Raw genomic sequence first — 19,945 nt, forward strand, 5'->3', positions numbered from 1 at the left:
GACCGCATGCCCCGCACAGCCACCCCGCGGCACTATCTGATGGTCAGGCCGACGTTCTTCGACGTCGAGTACTCGATCAACCCGTGGATGGACCCGAAGAAGCCCACCGACACCGACCTCGCGATCGCCCAATGGGAGTGGCTGCGCGACCTCTATCTCGAGCTGGGCCACCGGGTGGAGCAGCTCGAGCCGCGGCCGGGGCTGCTCGACATGGTGTTCGCCGCGAACGGCGCGACCGTCCTCAACGGTCAGGCATTCGTCGCCCGGTTCCGGCATCCGCAGCGCCAGCCGGAGGCCGGTGCCTACCTCGACTGGTTCCGCGCGCACAGCTACCACGACGTGCGGCAGTCCCGCTGGGTCAACGAGGGCGAGGGCGACTACCTCGTGGCCGGCGGGCGGATCCTGGCCGGCACCGGCTTCCGCACCGACTCCAGGGCGCACGGCGAGGCCGCGGAGTTCTTCGGCGTGCCGGTGACGGGGCTGACCCTGGTCGACCCGCACTACTACCACCTGGACACGGCCCTGTGCGTGCTCGACGCCGACACCGTCATGTACTACCCGCGGGCGTTCTCCCCGGACAGCCGCCGGCTGCTGGAGGAGCTGTACCCGGACGCCATCCGGGCGGGCGACCTCGACGCCGCCGTGTTCGGCCTCAACGCGGTCTCCGACGGCCGGCACGTGGTCCTGCCGCAGGCCGCGACCGGGCTCATCGCGCAGGTGCGGGAGCGCGGCTTCGAGCCGATCGGCGCGGACATGTCCGAGCTGCTCAAGGCCGGCGGCAGCGTCAAGTGCTGCACGCTGGAACTGCGAACATGACCGGATGGCAGGTGGGCGCGGCCCGCGTCACACCGATCGTGGAGACCTCCGTCGCCGGCTGCATCATCCAGTCCGGCATGCGCGACGCCACCCCGTCGCGACTGCAAGGCATTCCCTGGCTGCGACCGGACTTCATCACCGACGACGGCGAGCTGCGCAGTGTGGTGCAGGCGTTCGTCATCGAGCTGGGCGACGCCGTCGTCGTGGTGGACACCGGCATCGGCAACGGCAAGCCCCGGCCGGGCCTGCCCGCGTGGAGCGGGCTGGACACCGACTTCCTCGAGCGGCTCGCCGGGCACGGGGTGAAGCCCGGCGACGTCGACACCGTGGTCTCCACGCACCTGCACTTCGACCACGTCGGCTGGAACACCGTGCCCCTCGACGAGTCGTGGGTGCCGACATTCCCCCGGGCCCGGCACCTCGTCAGCGAGACGGAGTTCCGCTACTGGGCGGCGCGACCCGAACGCGAGTCCGCGGACGACCGGGCCGGCTTCGAGGACTCGGTGCGCCCGGTGCTCGACGCCGGGCTGCTCGACCTCGTCACCGGCGAACACCGGGTGCACGAGGGCATCCGGCTGGTCCCGACCCCGGGACACACCCCGGGCCACGTGAGTGTCGAGGTGGAGTCGGCCGGTGAGCGCGCCCTCATCTCCGGCGACGCGATCCATCACCCGTGCCAGATCGCGCACCCGGAGTGGACCGTCCACGCCGACCACGACCCCGAGCTGGCCCGGCGGACCCGCGTCGAACTGCTCGGCCGGTGCGCCGACGCCGGCACCCTGCTGATCGGTTCCCACTTCCCGTCGCCCACCGCGGTGCTGGTCGCCCGCGACGGGCACGGTTTCACCCTCACCGACCCGAATGGAGTCCAGTCGTGCTGGAAGTCCGCCTGAGCCCGACCGAGTGTGCGGAGGTCGAGGCGATCCTCGCCGAGCTGATCGATACGTTCCCCGACGCGAACGACGCCGCGTTTCTGCGCCGCGTGACCCTCTACGCGCAGCGGATGCCCGAACGCCTGCGGGCGACCGCGCACAAGCTGCGCCACCAGGAGACCTCGGGTGCCCTGCTGGTCAGTGGTTTCGAGGTCGACGACGACCGCATCGGTGCCACGCCGCAGCACTGGGCGGACACCCTGCGCCAGTCCGGCACGGTCCGCGAGGAGTTCTTCTTCATCCTGTGCGCGACGCTGCTGGGCGACGTGTTCTGCTGGTCGAGCCAGCAGGGCGGCCGGCTGGTCAACGAGGTGGTGCCGATCAAGGGCGACGAGGACCGCCAGATCAACTCCGGCAGCACCAGCGAACTGCTGTGGCACACCGAGGACGCGTTCCACCCGTACCGCGCCGACTACATCGGCCTCATGTGCATGCGCAACCCCGACCGCACCGCGACGATGCTCGCGTGCATGGACGAGGTGCCGATCGCCGAGGAGGTGTCGAAGGTGCTCTTCGAGCAGCGCTTCGTGTTCCGTCCGGACGACGCGCACCTGCCCGTCAACCGCGACCCGAACATGGTGGTCGCGCCGGGGACCGAGGCCGCGGTCGCCCGCAGCTACGCGCGGATCGAGGAGATCATCCGCAACCCGGAGAAGACCGCGGTCCTGTTCGGCGACCCGTCTGCCCCGTACATCCGGCTCGACTCCGACGCGATCGAACGGGACATCGACGACCCGCTGGCGGTGGCGGCCCTGGACGCGTTCATGGCCGAGGTTGACAAGCACCTGCGGGGGGTCGTGCTCGAGCCCGGCGACGTCATGTTCGTCGACAACTACCGGGCGGTGCACGGCCGGCAGCCGTTCAAGGCCAACTTCGACGGGCGGGACCGCTGGCTGCGCCGCGTCAACATCACCCGGGACATCCGCAAGTCGCGCGACTCACGGGCCTCCGCGACCGCCCGCGTCGTGTTCTGACGCGTCGTGTTGTGACCGCGGCGCCGGGTGGCGGTGCGCACCGCACCGCCACCCGGCGTGATAGCGCCGTGATAACGCACGGTTGGCGATCTCCCGCACTGTAAATCGCACCGGCTCTGCTTGGGCCACACCGATCGGAGGACCTGACATGGCCGGCTACGACGCAAGACGATCGTCCCGGATCCCGGCCGTCACGTCGGTCGGCGTCGACCATGTCCGGCTGTCCTACGACTATCTGGACGCCGGGAACCTGGACGCGTACGGCTCGCTGCTGGACGACAACGTCCAGGTGCGCCGGCCGGACGCGGCCCAGAGCCAGGGCCGGGTGCAGGTGCAGCGCCTGCACGCCGAGGTCACCGGACCACCTGGCCGGCACCTGCTCGAGCGGATCATCGCCGAGGGCGACAGCATCGTCGTCACCGGCCGCTTCGTCCGCCCGCCCGTCGACGTCGAGTTCGTCGACGTCTTCACGCTGTCCGACTTCGGGCTGCTGCTCGGTTACCGCCGCTACTACTACGTCGCCCCCAACTGAGAGGTTCGTGGCCATGGACCGTGAAGGTGTCGTCCTCGTCGTCGGCAGCGCCCGACAAACCTACCGGGAGTACCTGCTCGACTCGGCCAGCCGCCGGCGGCCCCTGTGGCTGCTCGACGGCGCGCCGAACACGTGGCAGCAGCCGTACGTGCGGCACACCTCCGTCGTCCCGCTGGTCGATCAGGAGCGGCTCATCCCCAACCGGGAGCTCCTCGTCAAGACCGCGCAGGAGATCGCCGCCGAGCACCGGGTCATGGGCGTGTTCACCTATGACGAGACCCTCGTCGTCACCACCGCGCACATCGCCGAGGCGCTCGGCCTGCCGGGCCTGTCCGTGGACGGCGTCGAGAACTGCCGCAACAAGCACCGCAACCGCCTGGCGCTGACCGCCGCCGGGCTGCCGCAGCCGCGGTTCGCCTACGTCACCACCCTCGAGGAGGCGGTCGAGACCGCGGCCGGGTTCGGCTACCCGGTGGTGGTGAAGCCCCGCGGCTGCGGCGCGAGCATCGGCGTGGTCCGGGCCGCCGACGCCGCCGAGATCGAGGCGGCCTTCACCGTGGCGGAGGCTGCCAGCCACACCGGCGCTCCCGCGTACGAGGGCGGCGTGCTGGTCGAGGAGTACCTCGAAGGACCCGAGATCAGCGTCGACGGCGCGCTGCACCGCGGCGAGTACCAGCCGTTCTTCCTGGCCCGCAAGCGCATCGGCGCGCCGCCGTACTTCGAGGAGATCGGCCACACGGTCAGCGTGGACGACCCGCTCCTGCGCGACCCGGAGATCCTGCGCGTGCTGACCGAGGCGCACCGCGCCGTCGGTGTCCGCGACGGCATCACCCACACCGAGATCCGGCTCACCGACCGCGGCCCGGCGATCATCGAGGTCAACGCGCGGCTCGGCGGCGACCTCATCCCGTACATCGGCAAACTCGCCACCGGCATCGACCCAGCGTTCGTGGCCGTGGACCTCGCCACCGGCCTCGGGCCGGACCTCACCCGGTCCCGGACCACCGGCACCGTCGGCATCCGGTTCCTGAACCCGCCCTTCGACGGGCGGATCACGGGCATCCGCCTGCCCGCGCCCGGCTCCGTGCCCGGGCTGCTGGAGGCGCACGCCATGGTCGAGCTCGGCACGGTGCTGCGGCTGCCGCCGCACGACTTCATCGCCCGGTTCGCCTACGTCATCTGCCGCGGCGACTCCCCCGCCGAGTGCGACGCCGCGCTGGACGCTGCGGCCGCCGCCGTCGAGGTCGACGTGGCCCCCCTGGACGGTGCCTGATGGGGCCGATGCCGCCCGTGGCGGCCGCGACGCTGCTGGTGTTCCTGACCCAGGTCGCCGTCCTGCTGCTGGCCGCCATCCTGCTCGGCCGGCTGGCGACCCGGCTGGGCATGGCCGCGATCGTCGGCGAGCTCTTCGCCGGCGTGGTGCTCGGGCCGTCGGTCCTCGGCCACCTCTCGCCGCCGGTGGCCGAGTGGCTGTTCCCGCACCGGGCCGGCCAGTTCAACATGCTCGACGCCGTCGGGCAGATCGGCATGCTGCTGCTCGTCGGCGTCGCCGGCATGTGCCTGGACGTCGGCCTGCTGCGCCGGCAGGGCCCGCGGGCCGGCGTGGTGAGCCTGACCAGCCTGGTCATCCCGCTCGGGCTCGGCATCGCGTGCGGCCTGCTCCTGCCGGCCGTGATCATGCCGGCGGGCGGCGACCGTGCCGTCTTCGCCGGTTTCATCGGCGTCGCCCTGTGCGTCAGCGCGATCCCGGTGATCGCGAAGATCCTCACCGACCTGCGCATCCTGCACCGCGACCTCGGCCAGCTGATCCTGATCGCGGCCGGGGTCGACGACGCCGTCGGCTGGCTCCTGCTCGCGGTCGTCACCACCATGGCCACCGTGGGCGTCAGCACCGGCGCGGTCACGCTCAGCGTGGCCACCCTCGTGGGCATCCTGCTCTTCACCGCGCTGGTGCTGCGGCCCATGCTGCGCGTCGTCCTGCGGGCCACCGACCAGGGCGCTGCCGTCGGCGTCATCGCGGTGCTGATCCTGCTGGCCTCGGCCGGCACCCAGGCACTGAAGATGGAGGCGGTGCTGGGCGCGTTCCTGTGCGGCATCGCGATCAGCTCCACCAGGCTCGTCGAGCCGGCCAGGCTGGCCTCGCTGCGCACCGTCGTCCTCGGCGTCTTCGCCCCGATCTTCTTCGCCACCGCCGGCCTGCGGATGGACCTGACCCTGCTCGGCAACCCGGTCGTGGCCCTGTCGGCGATCGTGGTCCTCGCCGTCGCCGTCGCCGGCAAGTTCGGCGGCGCGTACGCCGGCGCGAGCATGATCGGCCTGGACCGGTGGCACGCCCTGAGCCTCGGCGCCGGGCTCAACGCGCGCGGCATCGTGCAGATCGTGGTCGCCTCTGTCGGGCTGCGGGTCGGTGTCGTCGACACCACCGGCTACACCATCATCGTGCTGGTCGCCCTCGCCACCTCGGTGATGGCACCGCCGATGCTGCGCTACACGCTCGGCCGCATCGCGACGACCCAGGACGAACACGACCGCGAGGTGCGACTCGGCCTCGACCGTGACGATTCACCCACCGCGGTCCCGGTAGGATCGTCGGCGTGACCCTGGAGGCCCCGACCCCGGACCGGCTCGCCCACTCGATCGGGGTCTTCAACGGCTACGCCAACGTGGACCGGACCTGGCACGAGTTCGTCGCACAGACCGTGCCAGGTCCGGATCTCGACCGGCCGGACCACCGCCGCCTCCTGCACCGCTGGCTCAACTCGTGGGGCTGCCGGATCCGGTATCCGCGCGACGGCGAGCCCGACGTGTTCGACGCCGGCACCGCGGCCTGGTGGGACGCGTTCGGCGCCACCCTGCCGACCGGGTCGCTGCGGCTGGCCGGCGACGACGACCTCACCGCGCTCGGCGCCGCCTACGCGGCCCTCGCCGCCACCCCGGCCGGTCCCAGCCGCACGCTGGGACCGACGGCGGCCGCCAAGGCCCTCTACGCGCTGCGCCCGGACACCGTGATGCCCTGGGACGCCGCGATCGCGGTCACCCTGCACGGGGCCAGGGACGGGGCGGCCTTCACCCGCCACCTGACGCTCGGCCGCGCCTGGGCCGCGGACCTGGTCGCCTCGACCGGCATCGACGACGCCGCACTGCCGGCGCACCTCGGCCGCCCCGGCGTCTCCCTGGCGAAGATCCTCGACGAGTACACCTACGTCTTCATCACGCTCGGGGGTGGGACTTCCTGATGCGCAAACCCAGCAGCGGCATGACGATGCAACGCAAGTACGACCGCCTCGCCCGGGGCGAGTTCTTCACGCCGGTCGTCGAGGTCGCCACCGCCTACGTCGCCGCGGCGCTCCCCGAGGCCGCGGCCACCGAAGGCGAGTACTGGGCGCTGTCCTGCCTGCCGGGCACCACCCCGGGCCGGCTGTCCGCGCTGACCATGCGGGCCACCGACATCGTCGTCATCTACCAGACCCTGCCGAAGATGAAGGGCTCCCCGGTCGACGCGCTGATGATCGTCGAACGCTCCGCCCTCGAGTCCGGCTTCGGCGGCCGGTCGAAGGCCGCCCGTCGCTACCCGCACCTGCAGTTCGTGGACTCGCAGTACTACGGCGCGGGCGAGGACCAGATGATGGTCCGCGGCCCCTACGACGAGATCGCCGCGGTCCTGCGCGACCCGGTCGTGGCCGAGGCCGCGCAGGCCCTCGCCGAGCGGGTGATGGGGTCGGGCCGGGTGCTGTTCGCCCGCGGCCACAACCGCATCCTCGCCGACCACGCCCTCGGCCGCGCTCACCAATAGGGGTGCGTGCGGCATGACCGGTCCAATGACGGTGTCAGCGGCGCAGCGTGAGGTCTGCCGGCGGTTCTCGGTCGACCCGCAGGCGCCGGTGCCCGGCACCATGGTCGCCGTGGCCCCATCGCGGGGACGCGACGAGCTGCCGCTGCACGCGCTGCGCCACCCACCGGCGGGCAACGGCAACGGCTGGTTCCTGTGGCGCGGCGACGAGATCCCGCAGGACGACGACGCGTTCTTCGTGCCCAGTCACGTCGAGCACGTCGCTGACCTCGCGCCGGATCTCCTGCCCTACCTGGCGCTGCCACCGGGCTGGCGGGTGCTCCTCGCGCCGGACTACGAGGACGTCTGGTTCGACGCCGACATCCTCGACGTCTGAATCACGCTTCCTTGCTCGGACGGTGGCCGGACGGGTGCGGGACGGGTGCGGCGCGACGGTCACCACCTGACATCGCGTCAGGTGGTCGGACGGATCCGGCGGCCGCGCGGCCCGAGAGGGCTCACGGCCAGTGATTTCCCGGCCGCGACGGGTCATCGTGGAGCACGCGTCGCTGATCATCAGCGGCAGGAACGGAGCACCTCATGCCTAGATCTGCCTTGCGGCGGCGGGCGGCGGCAGGACGCCGGATCGTGGCGGCCCTCGCGGCCGCAGCCGCTGCCGTCGCCGGACTCGGCGCCGCCGCAGCACCCACCCACCACACCGTCGGCGACGGCGGCTGGGCCGCCGGCGCCTGGCTCGGCAGCAGCACCGGCAGCGGTGGCACCACCCTCGCCGCGGTGCGCGCGTCCATCAACGCGTCCACGGGCGCGGCGGCCGGGCTGACCGGGGCCGGCGTCGGCGTCGCGCTCATCGACACTGGCGTCGCCCCCGTCGACGGGCTGCCTGCCACGCAGATCGTCAACGGCCCCGACCTGTCGTTCGAGTCGCAGGACCCGGACCTGCGCTACCTCGACACCTACGGGCACGGCACCCACATGGCCGGCATCATCGTCGGCAACGACCCTTCGACCGGGACCGTCGGGATCGCGCCAAAGGCGAAGCTGACGTCCATCAAGGTCGGCACGGCCAACGGCGCGGTCGACGTGTCGCAGATGATCGCGGCGATCGACTGGGTCGCGGCGCACCGCAACGACGACCCCGCCAACCCGATCCGGGTCATCAACATCTCCTACGGCACCGGCGGCACCCCGAACTCGTGGACCGACCCCGTGCAGTACGCGGTCGAGCAGGCATGGATGAAGGGCATCGTCGTCGTCGCCGCGGCCGGCAACGAGGGCAACAGCGACACCGTCGTCAGCGACCCGGCCAGCGACCCCGCCGTCATCGCGGTCGCCGCCAGCACCACCAAGGGCACCGCGACCGCGGCCGACGACGACTTCGCCTCGTTCACCACGATCGGCGGCACCAACCGCAGCGTCAGCGTCCTGGCCCCCGGCGAGTCCATCGTGTCCCTGGCCGACCCGGGGTCCAATGTGGACCTGACGTACCCGTCGGCGAAGGTGGGCACGACCCTGCTGCGCGGCAGCGGCAGCTCCCAGGCGGCCGCGGTCACCTCCGCGGCGGTCGCGCTGCTCCTGCAGGCCCGCCCGACGCTCACCCCGGACCAGGTCAAGACCGTCCTGACCACCTCGGCCAGCTTCGTCTCCGGCCTGGCGATGCAGCGCAACATCAAGGCGCTGAACCTCAACGCGGCGCTCGCCTCGCAGGACCTGTACGCGACCGGCTGGAACCGCTCCACCGGCACCGGCAAGCTCGACGACGCCCGCGGCGCCAGCCGCCTGGTCCGCGACAACGTGGCCCTCAGCGGCGACAACACCGTCTGGGGCGCGCTCAACACCACCACCTGGTCCCAGCGCAGCGCCGCCGTGACCAGCTGGTCGGGCGGGACCTGGATGGGCTACCGCGTCGCCGGCGACGGCTGGACCGGCACCTCCTGGGCGTCCAGGACGTGGGCCGCCGCGACGTGGACCGGCAAGCCGTGGAACGGCGCCACGACGTGGACCGACCCCGACTGGTCCGGGCACTACTGGTCGGGTCACTACTGGTCCGGGCACTACTGGTCCGGCCACTACTGGTCCAGCGACGACTGGGCGTCAGCGTCCTGGTCGTAAGTCTTCTGATCGGTTGGAACTGCGCCGGGCCGGCGACGGCCCGGCGCACAGTGCGGTGCCGAGCTCGGTGGTGCGGTACAGCACCGTCCGGCCGGCCCGCCGCCCCTGGACCAGCCCGCAGTCGCGCAGCACGGCGAGCTGCTGCGACACCGCGCTCGGGGTGACCCCCAGCGCGCCGGCCAGGTCGGAGGTCGTCGCGGGGACGCACAAGAGGTCCAGGATGCGCGCCTTCGCCCGGCCCAGCAGCCGTTCCAGGGCCTCGGGCGCTTCGGGCGCTTCGGCGTCCCCGGTCAGTCGCACCGTCCCGCGGGCTGGGTAGCGCACCGTGGTCCGCGTCGACGTGTGCTGCTTGATGAACACGTGCGGCGGGCCGAGCGCCACCGGGATGAGCACCAGCCCGCGCGGTGCGTGCCGCACCGTGACGTCGACCGGCCAGCGCCGCCCGACCAGCATGAGCCGGCCGTCCCGCCACCGCACCTCGGGATGCAGGCCGGCGAAGAGCCGCTCCGCGCCGCCGGTGGCGAGCCGTTCCGCGCGGTGCAGGACGTCCGCGTCCAGGATCGCCCGCAGCCGCGGCCAGTGCGGGGCGATGAGCCGCCGGTGGGCGGTGCGCAGCTCGCCGGCGATGCCGCGGAGCCCCTCGGCCGGGTCGGCCGCGAGGGCCGCGGCCGCCGGTGGCAGGTCGGCCCCGAAGACGCGGGTCAGGCTGGCCCGCACCTGCCGCGCCGGGGTCTGCCGGAGCGCGGCGAGCTCCGCCTCGATGGTGGGATGCGGCCCGGCCGGCGCCGGCACGAGGAACTCCGGCCAGGTGGGCCGGCCGTTGACGAGCAGCGGCCAGGTCCAGGCGAGGTTGACCGGGTCGCGGGCCAGCTGGTCCCGCGCCCAGCGCAGCCAGGGGCGGGTGGTGACCCGCCGCTCGTGCCCGCCGAGCTGCTGCAGGCAGGCCACGGTCTCCGACAGCGGCGAGGTCGCGAACCGGGTCGCGGCCAGGTCCGTCACGTTGAGCTCGACCGTCAACGCCACCCGGGCAGTTTAGGCGACCGCTACATGCTGCGGGATTCCCGCGCCGCCCGGCGAGCATGCGGGCATGACGCGGACCTATTGGCGGCTGTGGTCGGCGACCGGCCTCAGCAGCACCGGCGAAGGCGCGTACGTCGCCGCGATGCCGCTGCTCGCGGTCACGGTCACCACCGACCCCCGCCTGGTGTCGCTGGTCGCCGCGGCGGCGTACCTGCCGTGGCTGCTGGTGTCGTTGCCGGCCGGCGCGCTCGTCGACCGGCGCGACCGGACCACCCTGATGTGGCGGGCGCAGCTCGCCCAGATCGTCGTGGTGGGCGTCTTTCTGGCAAGCGGCCGGTCCGGCGTGCCGACGCTTGTGGTCACCGCGTTCGCCCTCGGCAGCTGCGCGGTCGTGTACTCCACCGCGGCCCAGGCGGTCCTGCCGGAGCTGGTCGCGAGGCCGCTGCTGCACCGGGCGAACGGCCACCAGCAGACCGCGATCGTCGCCGGCCAGCTGTTCATCGGCCCGCCGCTGGGTGGGCTGCTGTTCGCGCTCGCCACCTGGTGGCCGTTCGTGGCGTACGCGACCGCGCTGGTCCTGTCCGCCGGCCTGCTCGCCGGCCTGCCCGCCCGCGCCGCGGTCCGGACCTCCCGGCCCTCGACCTGGGACGGCGTGCGCTGGCTGGCGCGGCAACGGCTCCTGCGCACCCTCGCGGTGCTGGTGAGCGTCAACATGTGCTGCGGCCAGCTCGCCAACACCGTCCTCGTGCTCCTCGCGACCCGGACCCTGCACGTCGACGCCCACGGCTACGGGCTGCTGCTCGCCGCAGCCGCACTCGGTGGGGTCGCCGGGGGTTTGGCCGCGGGGCGGCTCGCCGGGCGCGTCGGCGCGGTCCCGGCGCTCATCGGCGCGCTCGCCGTCAACGCCGCCGCGATCCTCGGCGCCGGCGCGAGCCCCACCGTGCCGCTGCTCGGGGTGTGCCTGGCGGTCAACGGCCTGGCCACCACGACCTGGAACGTCGTGACCGCCGGCCTGCGGCAGGAGCTCGTGCCGGCGGACCTGCTGGGCCGCGTCGTCGGCAGCACCAGGATGCTCGGCTGGGGGCTGGTCCCGGCCGGGACCGTGATCGGTGGGCTGATCGCCCACCGCTACGGGCTGCGCGCCCCGTACCTCGTCGCCGGGACCGTCCGCGCGGTCGCGGTCGCGCTGGCCGTCCCGGCGTTGCTGCACTCCCGCCGGGCCCTGTGACCGGTCCGCGCGGCGCAGGGCAGACTCTGGCGCGTGACATGGTGGATGTACGTGGTGCTGCCCCTGGCCGGCATCGGCGCCGGGCTCGTCGGCAGCGTGGCCGGGCTGGCGTCGCTGATCAGCTACCCGATGCTGCTGGCGATCGGCCTGCCGCCCGTGACCGCGAACGTCACCAACAGCGTCTCGCTCGTGTTCGCCAGCGCCGGCTCGGTGGTCGGGTCCCGGCCCGAGCTGGACGGGCAGGCGGCGCGGCTGCGGTGGCTCGCGGTCGCGGCCGTCGCCGGGGGTGCGGCCGGCAGCGCCCTGCTGCTGCTCGCGCCGGCGGAGACGTTCGAGTTCGTGGTGCCGTGGCTGATCGCCGCCGCGTCCCTCGCGATCCTGCTGCCCCGGCAGGCCCCCGACGCCGAACGGCACCCCCGGCAGGGGTGGCTGCTGGCCGTCGGGGTCGCCCTCGTCGGCGTGTACGGCGGCTACTTCGGCGCCGCCGCCGGCATCGTGCTGCTCGCCCTGTTCCTGGCGATGACACCGGACAGCTTCGCCCGGGGCAGCGCCGCGAAGAACGTGCTGCTCGGCGCGGCGAACCTGGTCGCCGCGTGCGCGTTCGCGCTGTTCGGCCCGGTGCACTGGCTGGCGGTCCTGCCGCTCGGCGCCGGGCTGTTCATCGGCGGGCGGCTCGGGCCGGTCGTGATCCGCCGGAGCCCGCCGGCGGCGCTGCGCGGCGTCATCGCCGTGCTGGGGCTCGGGCTCGCCGCGCACCTCGGCTGGCAGGCGTACCGCTGAGCGTTGCTGGAGGCGTCGCGATGGACCGGATCCGTGTCGCCGCGGACACACCCTATTGAATGTCAGCGTCCGGGGGTGGTAGCTGGACTACCTCTTGTTCCTCTACATGGGCAACGCCCCCCACGTTGGCGATTGCGTCTCGTTGGCGTTCTGGCACCGTCCCGATGATGACGCCGATCGTGGGGTGGACCTGCCCGATCTGCATTCCGGCGGCCCGAAGCTGGTCGGCAACCGCCTCGATACGTTCCCGATGAGCGTCCTCGACGGTGACCGTGATGTCATGGTCCATGCGGATACCTCCAGGTGCTGGCTCCTGACGCCGGCGGCCGGATGTTCACGCGGCCGCGGGGCCTGTGCCGGTTGGCCGGCGGGGCCGCCGGCCAACCGAGGGCGCGACTACTGCGGGGCCTGGACCAGGCCCGCGCCCGCGTCGATGGAGGGGATGGGAAGCCGCTGCGCGGACCGGATGAGCTGTGCATACAGGGAGGCGCCGCCCGCGCCGGTGGCCTGCGCCCACAACGCTGCACAGCCCGCCACATGCGGGGTGGCCATGCTGGTGCCGGAGATCGACCGGTGCCGGTCGGGCATCTTCCACGTGGAGAACACATCCACGCCGGGTCCGACGATGTCGACCTGGCCGCCGGCGACCGGGTTGCTACGCGCCGAGAAGTCCGCGATGCGCAGTTGGGAGTCCACCGCGCCGACAGCCATGATGGACGGGCTGTTCGCCGGCCTGCCGACCAACGTAAATCTGCCGCGGGCGCGGCCGGCCCCGTTGCCGGCGGCGGCGACGATCAAGCAGTTGTTCGCGAGCGCCCGCCGACCGGCCGCCTCATAGGCCGCCGACACGGTGGATATGTCGGCTCCGAGCGACATGGAAATGACCCGGCAGCGGTTGTTCACGGCCCATTCCATGCCGGCCAGGATCTGCCCGTCGGTTCCTCTGCCCTGGTTGTTCAGAACCTTGCCGATGAAGATGTTGTCGTTGTAGGCGATGCCGTAGCGGCGGGCGCCCCCCGGCGGGCGCTGCGGCCCGGACGTGGTGCCGGTGCAGTGTGTGCCGTGGCCGTGGCCGTCCTGTGGTGCCTGGTCGGGGATGAACGATTTGCTTGTGATGCGGCGGCCGGCAAAGTCGGGGTGGCGCACCGTGAACCCGGTATCGAGAATCGCGACCGGCACCCCCTGCCCGCTGAACCGGGACGTGTCGGCCCGTACGGCCTGCAGGCCCCAGGTGAACGCCGCCGTGTCGGCAAACGACGGCGCGGCCTCCACTGCGACACCGGCAGTGCCGCCGTTGGCGTGCTCATACAGCTCGTTCGCCGCGTCCCGATACCCCCGCAGGTACTCCGTCTCCAGCACCCCCGGCTGCTGCAGCGCATAAACCGTCAGCTCCGGCTCCATCGCCTCGATCCGCTCGTCCTCGGCCGTCGCCGTGCTCAACGACTCCAACCGGTCTTCCGCACCGGTCACCACCGCGATCCCGAGCTTGGGATACAGCACGGCATCCGAATCGGTCAGCTCCTGCAGCTCAGCGCCGCCCTCGGACAGCTCACCACTTTCCACGACGTTCGACACCCCGGCCACCGACTGGAGCGTCGCCCTCATCGTGTTCGCGTCGCCCACCACATCATCGGCCAAGGTCAGTACATAACGTCCCGTCGGCTCGCCCGCCTCGCCCGGCAGGTGCCCCGCCAGAGCGCCGTCGACCTCACCGAAACCAAAATCACTCGGCTCGCTCATCATCACTCAACACATCCTCTCTTCGCTCGTCTGATGAAAGGCCGCGTTTCCCGAGTCGCCACTGCCTGGGCGGCACCCGTTTGCCGGTCCAACGACGTGCGCTCCGCCGGGCTCGATGAGCATCCGTCTTCCGGAGTCGTTGCACCGCCGCGATGAAGAATGTCGTTCCACGGCCGCGATTGAGTCCTGGGATCGTCCCAGGTCGGGCTCGGCAACCCGCTGACAAGGCGGGGCGGTGCTGTGTTGTTGCCCTGTTGGCATATACGACAGCGACGCGCGGAGGATCGGTACCCGGCGCCCCACCAGGCAAACCTGGCTCTGCCTGCGCTGATTTCGCCTTTCTGGCCGTAGAAGATGTGGCGGGCGAGTTCGCCGTCTGCAGGTAAGCATTCGGAAATCATGTGCGCAGGCATGCCGACAGGCGGCGTGACCGTGTTCGCGGCGACGCCGCTGCGGGGTCCAGTGCGGCAGCCGTACATCGTGATCTTATTGACTGGTTCTCGGTAGTTGGGCGTTTCAGGTGTGGACGTGCTTGGGTGGAAGCTGGCCGACGCGATCCTGTGTCCGCCGTCGGCGTTGCACCACCACGTCGGTGTTCCCAGGGCCCGCGTCGGCGGACCATTGTAATCCGGCCCAGTCCGGCCACACATGCAGACCGAGATCATGCCTTGGGCAGACTGGCCATAGCGTGCCTAGGACCACTGCCAGCAAGTCCTGCGCTGCTTCGGCCATCGTCCACAGCGCGGCGGCGTCCTCCCCGCTGTCCAGCTCTGGCCCGCCGCCCCAATAGCTACCGTCATCGAGGGCGACGACGCAGGAGCCGTCGACGTCCTCGAGATGAAGTTGCCGCCGCACGCCGCCGGCCTCCAGGTCCCGTTGGACGAGCGCCAAGGCGTCACGCAGTCGGGCCAGTGCCTCACGCTCCATGTCATCTCCGTATCACGGCAGGCAGGTCGAGATCTCGAGAGGAAACCCGTTGCCGGGTAAGGGAACCACACCGCCCGCCCGCATCACCGACCGCGGCGACCGCCGCGTCGCTGCGGCAACGCCTCGACGCGGCGCTGGCCCGTATCGGACAAACTCCGCGCCGAGAACGTCGACCTCACCCGCAGCCGCGGCGACTGGGCGGTGAGTTGTTGGCTGTGGGTCAAGCCCAGCGTCGGATTGGTCACCCAGCCAGAGGCCACATCAGCCACTCCACGAACTCCGATGCCGGTCGCGGCCCTGTGGCGCCGGTCAGGAGCACGGGGGCTGGCGCGGATTGTCCGCTGATGTGTTTCCATCTGGCGATGGCGATGGCGAGTAATGCTCGAAGCCTGTGGGTGAGCGTCGGGCGGGATACCCTCCCAACGAAGCCCAGTCCAGGTATCGAGTGAGGCCCGCGCGCCAACGCGGGTCGGGAGGATACGCCCACGCTCACGGTAGTTGCCGACCCCGACGTGACGCCAGCGGCTGCCGCTGTGGCGGCGTCGAGCGTGTCGCCGATCGACGAGATCGTGCGGGAGGGTGCGCGGCGGATGCTGGCGGCGGCGTTGGAGGCCGAGGTCGCCGCGTACATCGCGGCGCACGCCGGCGCGGTGCAGGTGCGGGCGCCGCGGGTGAACGACAAGCGGGTCGACGAGGTCACCGGGCAGCGGCGTCGGTTCGCCTCGGTGGTGTTGCCGGCGTGGTGCCGCAAGTCGCCGAAGGTGACCGAGGTGCTGCCGCTGTTGTACCTGCATGGCCTGTCCAGTAAGGACTTCGTGCCCGCGCTGGAGAGCTTCCTCGGCACCGACGCGGGCCTGTCCGCGACGACGGTCACCCGCCTGACAGTGCAGTGGCAGGATGACGCCCGCCTCCGGTGAACGGGATTCGCGTGGGCCCGGGATCGCGCGCTACGCGGTGTATCAGGGATCGAGCAAGTCGTGCAACGTCGACACGGTGCCGACGGTTGGCTCGGAACTGTGCGTGCGGGTGCCCGCGGGCGGCGGCGTGAAGACCAGGAGCCTGACGGGCGGCGACGACTCGCTCGCGGCGATGTCCTTGGCTTCGGCGTGGGTGGCGTAGTACACGAAGGCATCGCCGTCTCTCGGTGCGCCGACCGCGATGATCTGTTGTGGGTGGCCGAAGCCGCATGCTTCGGCGGCGGCACGCAGGTCGCGCTCGTACCCAGTGAACGTGTCTGGGGTTGCGGCCGTGGCGGGATGCATAACGAAGATGACGGTTGCGGTCCCGCCGGTCATCAGTCGACATGCCAGGAACAAGTCGGCGATCGCTGCGGCGGGTGGGGGGACGTCGAGTTGGGCAGGCCGAGGCCATTGCACCGTGACGAGACCGATCTGTCGGCCGTCGGAGTGCAGCTCGTCGAGCACGGCGATGTCTGCGGTGTCGGTGATGGCGAGATGTTCGCGGCCGGCAGCGCGGGCCGCCGTGAGCAGCTGGGCATCGTTGTCGAGGTCGACAATCGTGTCTCCTCGATTGCTGTACATGAGGATAAGCCGTTTGGTGAGCTGCGACGTGAAGACGGTGTTCGGATCGGCGTCGAGATGGTCATCGTTGCTGTCGTCGAGTCGCCAGACTGCGATCCGGGTGATCGGATCGCCAGATGGGGCGTCGTGGTCGATGTCTGGCCACTCGCACAGTGATGCAGGGTGCTTGGCGCGCTGCCGGCGCCGTTCAGGACGTTGCGTCATGGGTGGATGGCCCCCGCGCTGCTAGCCGTGTTCGCACCACCCAAACGCCCAAGGCCGGCACTCCGGACGGCGGAACGCGGGACTCAGCAGGGCAACAGCGGCCAACAGCGCAACGGTGTTGGTTCCCATCTGGTCAACGCCAACCAACCGTGTAGTGCTGTTGGGTCAGATTCGCCCAACAGCACTCCTGTGTTTGGCACTGTTGGGTTCGCTGCGCCCAACAGCCACCCAACGGTGCAGCGCTGTTGGGTTCGCTGCGCCCAACAGCCACCCAACGGTGCAGCGCTGTTGGGTTCGCTCCGTCCAACACGTGCTTACGTTGGGCGGCGGCGCCTTACGTTGTCCTTGCAAACAGGGCCGTGATGTTGGGCGATTGCTCCGTTGCGCCGCGATATGTTCGGTCCGCGCCCGGCGCCGGTGGCGGCCGCGGCATCGGTACATGGTGGTTCCCGGTGCCGGTTGGACAACACCGTTCAACACGCGGATCGTCGCGCTGGACCATGGCGTATAGCTCCAGGTGACCACCTGTCTACAGCTGGCTCCGGCAGCATGGACGTGGGGTTGCTGGCCTGAGGCAACTGCCGTGATTGCGCCGGCGCAGCTAGCGGTGGTGTTGGGTCGGCGTGCGCAGATGTGCATCTGGCATCGCCAATGGGGTGGTGCGACGTGCTAAAGGGAGTTCCGCGCATGTCTGCTGTGCAGCAACCTGATCGACCGCGTCTACCACGTTCCCGTTTCTCGTCGTCGCAATGGCCGACGTCCCCGTTGGATGCGGCGGAACGCGCCTTCGATCTGCTCGTGCAGGCGCCGACGCAGGTTGGGTTCGACGGGCGGGGATTCGACGGGCTTCCGGACCGGATCTTGCCGTTGCATGAGCTGCGTCGCGTGCTGTTGGTGTGGGCGACACCGTTCCAGGTTCGTGATGCGGTTTGGCGGGAGTTGGTGATCAGGGCGCGCCGGGACGGTCCGGCGTGGGTGATCGGCGCGGTCGGGATCGCGATGCCAGGGCTGCGTCGGGTGGCCGGGGTGTTGGCCTCTGGGTGGCACGGCGACAGCGATGATCTGGATTCGGAGCTCATCGTCGGCTTTGTCGCACGGTTGGAGACCGTCGATGTTGCGGAGCCTCGGATCTGTGGCCGGCTCATCGACGCTGGCATGCGGGCGGCTCGCAAGGCCCGGGACCGTGAGTCCGACGCGCAGCTCGTCCGGACCGGTGTGGCCGGGCCGCTCGCGCCGGTCCAGCCGTGGGACCACCCGGATCTGGTCCTGGTCCGCGCCGTCGCCGCGGGGGTCCTGGATGCTGCCGAGGCGACGCTGATCGGCGCGACACGGCTTGGAGAGACAACGCTGGCACAGAGCGCTGAGCAGCTCGGGATCAGTGCTGGTATGGCCTCGTCGTGGCGGCGCAGAGCAGAGTTGCGGCTCGCGGAGGCGATTCGCGCCGGTGACCTCGCGTTCGTGCCGATCCGAGCCCGGCGAGGTGACGACGGCCGGGATGCATCAGCTCGGAGGCAACGTCCCGGACAGCTTGAGAGGTCTGACCAGCCCGTGGCCCGCTCGATGGCCTGACCGTCGCCGTTGGCATTCGGCGGGTCCTGGCGAGCATCAGCCGACGTGGTTGTTGGCGTGCTGTTGGGTGCGGGTTCGGCCAACAGGGTCGTGTTGGGTGCCGGACGGCAGGCATTCGGTGGCAAGGCATCGGACTCATACGGAGCTCGGTGTCGGCGCCTCGGGGATCGGGGCGTGGCTGGCCTGTGTGGCTGTGTTCGCGCTCGATCACTCACGGCTGGAAGGAGCGTTGCTCCCTCGGTCTCGTCCCGGTCCCTGCTGGTGCCCTGTCGTCCCCGATTCGAGCCCCGCCTTGGCGGGGCGGGAGGTGTCATCATGTTCCGCCGCATCGTCTACCGGATCAGCGCGGTTGTTGTGACTGCGCTGATCGTCGCGGCCGCTGCCGTGCCGGCCTCGGCTGCCCCGGCGCCTGATCCGAACCCGACGGCCCGGATCAACGCGATCATCACGAATATCACGAACTGGGTCACCGGGATTCTGGTCGGGGTCGCCACGCTGTTTCTCACGGTGGGTGGGCTGCGCCGGTTGGCGGCCGGTGGCGACCCGGCCGAGATCGAGAAGTCGAACTCGGCGTTCAAGAACAGTCTGATCGGCTATGCCCTGGCCGTGCTCGCGCCGGTGCTGCTGGGTGTCGTCAAGGGTTGGATTGGCGGCTGAGATGGGCGACTGGATCGGCAACAGCGTCCTCGGTCCGCTCGTCAACCAGTTCGCGAAGGCGGTGCTTGCGGCGCTGAACGCGTTGTGGGACCTGCTTGCCAGCGCGGTCTTCGTCAACCCGGATGTCACCACGTTGCCGCAGGTGAGCGCGTTTGCCGGCACGTCGCTGCAGATCGTGAACGCCTGCTACGTGCTGGCGTGGTTGTGGGTCGCGGTGCTGGTCATGGGACGTGACACCATCCAGAGCCGCTACGGTGCCGGAGAGCTCGTGCCCCGGCTGATCATCGGGTTGATCGCGGCGAACTTCGCGCTGCCGGCGTGTTCCGCCGCGATCGCCACGGCGAACGCGGTCACGGCCGCGTTGACCGGGCAGAACATCAGCTCGCCGGCGTCGATGCGGCTGCTGCGCGACATGACGATCGCGTCGGTCGGCACGCAGCAGCAGCAGTCGCCGGCGGCGCTGCTGCTGCTGTTGCTGGCGCTGCTGATCACGGTGCTGGTCGGGTTGCTGTTGGTGCAGTGGATCAGCCGGGTCGGGTTGCTGATCGTGGTGGCGGGCATCGCCCCGATCGCCCTGGCACTGCACGGCACCCCCCACACCGAGGCGGTGGCGAAGCTGTGGTGGCGGACGCTCGGCGCCACGCTGGCCACGGTGATCATGCAAGCGGTTGCCCTGCACACGACGTTGACGATCTTCCTCAACCCGGCCGCGAACCTGCAGATGCTCGGTTTTCCGGCGCAGACGAACGCCGTCCTGAACCTGTTGATCATTCTGTGCATGTTCTGGGCGATCGTGAAGATCCCCGGGCTGATGCGCAAGTACGTCACGCAGTCCAAGCCGAACATGCTCGGCACGGTCCTGCGGGTCGTGGTCGTCCAGCAGTTGACCAAGGCCCTGCGCTTCGGCCGCGGTGCAGGTGGTGGTGCACGAGGCGGCGGTCGCGTAGCCGGCGCCGGCCGTGGACGCGGCACACGCCAGCCGGCCGGCTGGCCCGTCAGATAGGACCCGTCAGATAGGAGTGGTCATGCGTCATGACCCGGACACCGAGCCGACGGCCGGTATCCCGACGGCTGCTTCATACTGCGCGGTCTCCGTTTGCTGTTGGGTTTGGTTTGAGGCGGAACG

20 protein-coding genes and 1 pseudogene are annotated in these 19,945 nt (G+C 71.0%); 16 read left to right on the forward strand and 5 right to left on the reverse strand.

Going from position 1 to position 19,945, the window contains the following annotated elements:
- Positions 1-6: 6 nt before the first annotated feature.
- From ddaH to ACFPIJ_RS14845, 10 genes are all read left to right on the forward strand, one after another.
- Entirely contained in the window at positions 7-816 is an 810-nt protein-coding gene (ddaH, locus tag ACFPIJ_RS14800; RefSeq protein WP_380115433.1) for a dimethylargininase, read from the forward strand.
- Complete coding sequence (locus ACFPIJ_RS14805) at positions 813-1,709, forward strand: MBL fold metallo-hydrolase (protein ID WP_380115434.1); 897 nt, start codon at positions 813-815, stop codon at positions 1,707-1,709. The genes ddaH and ACFPIJ_RS14805 overlap by 4 nt, the downstream gene beginning before the upstream one ends.
- Positions 1,691-2,722 (forward strand): guanitoxin biosynthesis L-enduracididine beta-hydroxylase GntD, encoded by a 1,032-nt coding sequence (gntD, locus tag ACFPIJ_RS14810; RefSeq protein WP_380115435.1) that lies wholly within the window; start codon positions 1,691-1,693, stop codon positions 2,720-2,722. Before ACFPIJ_RS14805 ends, gntD begins: the two co-directional genes overlap by 19 nt.
- Positions 2,723-2,870: 148 nt before the next feature.
- Positions 2,871-3,254: a nuclear transport factor 2 family protein gene (locus ACFPIJ_RS14815; RefSeq protein ID WP_380115436.1), complete on the forward strand. Its 384-nt coding sequence runs from the start codon at positions 2,871-2,873 to the stop codon at positions 3,252-3,254.
- Between the two features lie 13 nt (positions 3,255-3,267).
- On the forward strand, positions 3,268-4,527 hold the full coding sequence (locus ACFPIJ_RS14820; protein WP_380115438.1) for an ATP-grasp domain-containing protein: 1,260 nt from the start codon (positions 3,268-3,270) through the stop codon (positions 4,525-4,527).
- Between the two features lie 8 nt (positions 4,528-4,535).
- A complete protein-coding gene (locus ACFPIJ_RS14825) occupies positions 4,536-5,852 on the forward strand; it encodes a cation:proton antiporter (RefSeq protein ID WP_380115439.1) in 1,317 nt (438 codons plus the stop codon).
- Positions 5,849-6,490, forward strand: coding sequence for a hypothetical protein (locus ACFPIJ_RS14830; protein ID WP_380115440.1), 642 nt, complete (start codon positions 5,849-5,851; stop codon positions 6,488-6,490). The genes ACFPIJ_RS14825 and ACFPIJ_RS14830 overlap by 4 nt, the downstream gene beginning before the upstream one ends.
- On the forward strand, positions 6,490-7,047 hold the full coding sequence (locus tag ACFPIJ_RS14835; protein ID WP_380115441.1) for a hypothetical protein: 558 nt from the start codon (positions 6,490-6,492) through the stop codon (positions 7,045-7,047). Before ACFPIJ_RS14830 ends, ACFPIJ_RS14835 begins: the two co-directional genes overlap by 1 nt.
- A gap of 13 nt (positions 7,048-7,060) precedes the next feature.
- On the forward strand, positions 7,061-7,420 hold the full coding sequence (locus ACFPIJ_RS14840; RefSeq protein ID WP_380115442.1) for an immunity protein Imm33 domain-containing protein: 360 nt from the start codon (positions 7,061-7,063) through the stop codon (positions 7,418-7,420).
- Positions 7,421-7,623: 203 nt separating this feature from the next.
- A complete protein-coding gene (locus ACFPIJ_RS14845) occupies positions 7,624-9,153 on the forward strand; it encodes a S8 family serine peptidase (protein ID WP_380115444.1) in 1,530 nt (509 codons plus the stop codon).
- Here ACFPIJ_RS14845 and ACFPIJ_RS14850 read toward each other — a convergent pair.
- Entirely contained in the window at positions 9,136-10,176 is a 1,041-nt protein-coding gene (locus ACFPIJ_RS14850; RefSeq protein WP_380115445.1) for a DUF5937 family protein, read from the reverse strand. The two genes, ACFPIJ_RS14845 and ACFPIJ_RS14850, sit on opposite strands and share 18 nt — an antisense overlap.
- 64 nt (positions 10,177-10,240) lie before the next feature.
- Here ACFPIJ_RS14850 and ACFPIJ_RS14855 point away from each other — a divergent pair, with 64 nt between their 5' ends.
- The gene (locus tag ACFPIJ_RS14855; protein ID WP_380115447.1) at positions 10,241-11,401 is read left to right on the forward strand and encodes an MFS transporter; all 1,161 of its coding nucleotides are present in this window, start codon (positions 10,241-10,243) and stop codon (positions 11,399-11,401) included.
- Between the two features lie 33 nt (positions 11,402-11,434).
- A complete protein-coding gene (locus ACFPIJ_RS14860) occupies positions 11,435-12,181 on the forward strand; it encodes a sulfite exporter TauE/SafE family protein (RefSeq protein WP_380115448.1) in 747 nt (248 codons plus the stop codon).
- Positions 12,182-12,233: 52 nt separating this feature from the next.
- Here the strand turns inward: ACFPIJ_RS14860 and ACFPIJ_RS14865 are convergent, their stop codons facing one another.
- From ACFPIJ_RS14865 to ACFPIJ_RS14875, 3 genes are all read right to left on the reverse strand, one after another.
- Positions 12,234-12,470: a hypothetical protein gene (locus ACFPIJ_RS14865; protein ID WP_380115450.1), complete on the reverse strand. Its 237-nt coding sequence runs from the start codon at positions 12,468-12,470 to the stop codon at positions 12,234-12,236.
- 107 nt (positions 12,471-12,577) lie between these two features.
- Positions 12,578-13,924 (reverse strand): S8 family serine peptidase, encoded by a 1,347-nt coding sequence (locus ACFPIJ_RS14870; RefSeq protein WP_380115461.1) that lies wholly within the window; start codon positions 13,922-13,924, stop codon positions 12,578-12,580.
- Between the two features lie 513 nt (positions 13,925-14,437).
- On the reverse strand, positions 14,438-14,848 hold the full coding sequence (locus ACFPIJ_RS14875) for a hypothetical protein (protein WP_380115451.1): 411 nt from the start codon (positions 14,846-14,848) through the stop codon (positions 14,438-14,440).
- Positions 14,849-15,360: 512 nt separating this feature from the next.
- Here ACFPIJ_RS14875 and ACFPIJ_RS14880 point away from each other — a divergent pair.
- Positions 15,361-15,753: pseudogene (locus ACFPIJ_RS14880) on the forward strand (IS256 family transposase); the annotation flags it as partial.
- 54 nt (positions 15,754-15,807) lie between these two features.
- Here ACFPIJ_RS14880 and ACFPIJ_RS14885 read toward each other — a convergent pair.
- Positions 15,808-16,593, reverse strand: coding sequence for a hypothetical protein (locus ACFPIJ_RS14885; RefSeq protein ID WP_380115453.1), 786 nt, complete (start codon positions 16,591-16,593; stop codon positions 15,808-15,810).
- A 687-nt stretch (positions 16,594-17,280) separates the two neighbouring features.
- On the opposite strand from ACFPIJ_RS14885, the gene ACFPIJ_RS14890 reads away from it, so the two are divergent.
- From ACFPIJ_RS14890 to ACFPIJ_RS14900, 3 genes are all read left to right on the forward strand, one after another.
- Positions 17,281-18,162: a sigma-70 RNA polymerase sigma factor region 4 domain-containing protein gene (locus ACFPIJ_RS14890; RefSeq protein ID WP_380115455.1), complete on the forward strand. Its 882-nt coding sequence runs from the start codon at positions 17,281-17,283 to the stop codon at positions 18,160-18,162.
- Positions 18,163-18,477: 315 nt separating this feature from the next.
- Positions 18,478-18,819, forward strand: coding sequence for a pilin (locus tag ACFPIJ_RS14895; RefSeq protein ID WP_380115456.1), 342 nt, complete (start codon positions 18,478-18,480; stop codon positions 18,817-18,819).
- 1 nt (position 18,820) lies between these two features.
- Positions 18,821-19,822: a hypothetical protein gene (locus tag ACFPIJ_RS14900; protein WP_380115457.1), complete on the forward strand. Its 1,002-nt coding sequence runs from the start codon at positions 18,821-18,823 to the stop codon at positions 19,820-19,822.
- The last annotated feature ends 123 nt before the right edge of the window (positions 19,823-19,945 follow it).

It is taken from the genome of Dactylosporangium cerinum (genome assembly GCF_042653625.1).
GTDB classification, from domain to species: domain Bacteria; phylum Actinomycetota; class Actinomycetes; order Mycobacteriales; family Micromonosporaceae; genus Dactylosporangium; species Dactylosporangium cerinum.

Coding starts and splice junctions, on each gene's coding strand:
- ddaH (WP_380115433.1), top strand. CDS start 7: ATGCCCCGCACAGCCACCCCGCGGCACTATCTGATGGTCAGGCCGACG.
- ACFPIJ_RS14805 (WP_380115434.1), top strand. CDS start 813: ATGACCGGATGGCAGGTGGGCGCGGCCCGCGTCACACCGATCGTGGAG.
- ACFPIJ_RS14815 (WP_380115436.1), top strand. CDS start 2,871: ATGGCCGGCTACGACGCAAGACGATCGTCCCGGATCCCGGCCGTCACG.
- ACFPIJ_RS14820 (WP_380115438.1), top strand. CDS start 3,268: ATGGACCGTGAAGGTGTCGTCCTCGTCGTCGGCAGCGCCCGACAAACC.
- ACFPIJ_RS14825 (WP_380115439.1), top strand. CDS start 4,536: ATGCCGCCCGTGGCGGCCGCGACGCTGCTGGTGTTCCTGACCCAGGTC.
- ACFPIJ_RS14835 (WP_380115441.1), top strand. CDS start 6,490: ATGCGCAAACCCAGCAGCGGCATGACGATGCAACGCAAGTACGACCGC.
- ACFPIJ_RS14840 (WP_380115442.1), top strand. CDS start 7,061: ATGACCGGTCCAATGACGGTGTCAGCGGCGCAGCGTGAGGTCTGCCGG.
- ACFPIJ_RS14845 (WP_380115444.1), top strand. CDS start 7,624: ATGCCTAGATCTGCCTTGCGGCGGCGGGCGGCGGCAGGACGCCGGATC.
- ACFPIJ_RS14855 (WP_380115447.1), top strand. CDS start 10,241: ATGACGCGGACCTATTGGCGGCTGTGGTCGGCGACCGGCCTCAGCAGC.
- ACFPIJ_RS14865 (WP_380115450.1), bottom strand. CDS start 12,470: ATGGACCATGACATCACGGTCACCGTCGAGGACGCTCATCGGGAACGT.
- ACFPIJ_RS14870 (WP_380115461.1), bottom strand. CDS start 13,924: ATGATGAGCGAGCCGAGTGATTTTGGTTTCGGTGAGGTCGACGGCGCT.
- ACFPIJ_RS14875 (WP_380115451.1), bottom strand. CDS start 14,848: ATGGAGCGTGAGGCACTGGCCCGACTGCGTGACGCCTTGGCGCTCGTC.
- ACFPIJ_RS14885 (WP_380115453.1), bottom strand. CDS start 16,593: ATGACGCAACGTCCTGAACGGCGCCGGCAGCGCGCCAAGCACCCTGCA.
- ACFPIJ_RS14890 (WP_380115455.1), top strand. CDS start 17,281: ATGTCTGCTGTGCAGCAACCTGATCGACCGCGTCTACCACGTTCCCGT.
- ACFPIJ_RS14895 (WP_380115456.1), top strand. CDS start 18,478: ATGTTCCGCCGCATCGTCTACCGGATCAGCGCGGTTGTTGTGACTGCG.
- ACFPIJ_RS14900 (WP_380115457.1), top strand. CDS start 18,821: ATGGGCGACTGGATCGGCAACAGCGTCCTCGGTCCGCTCGTCAACCAG.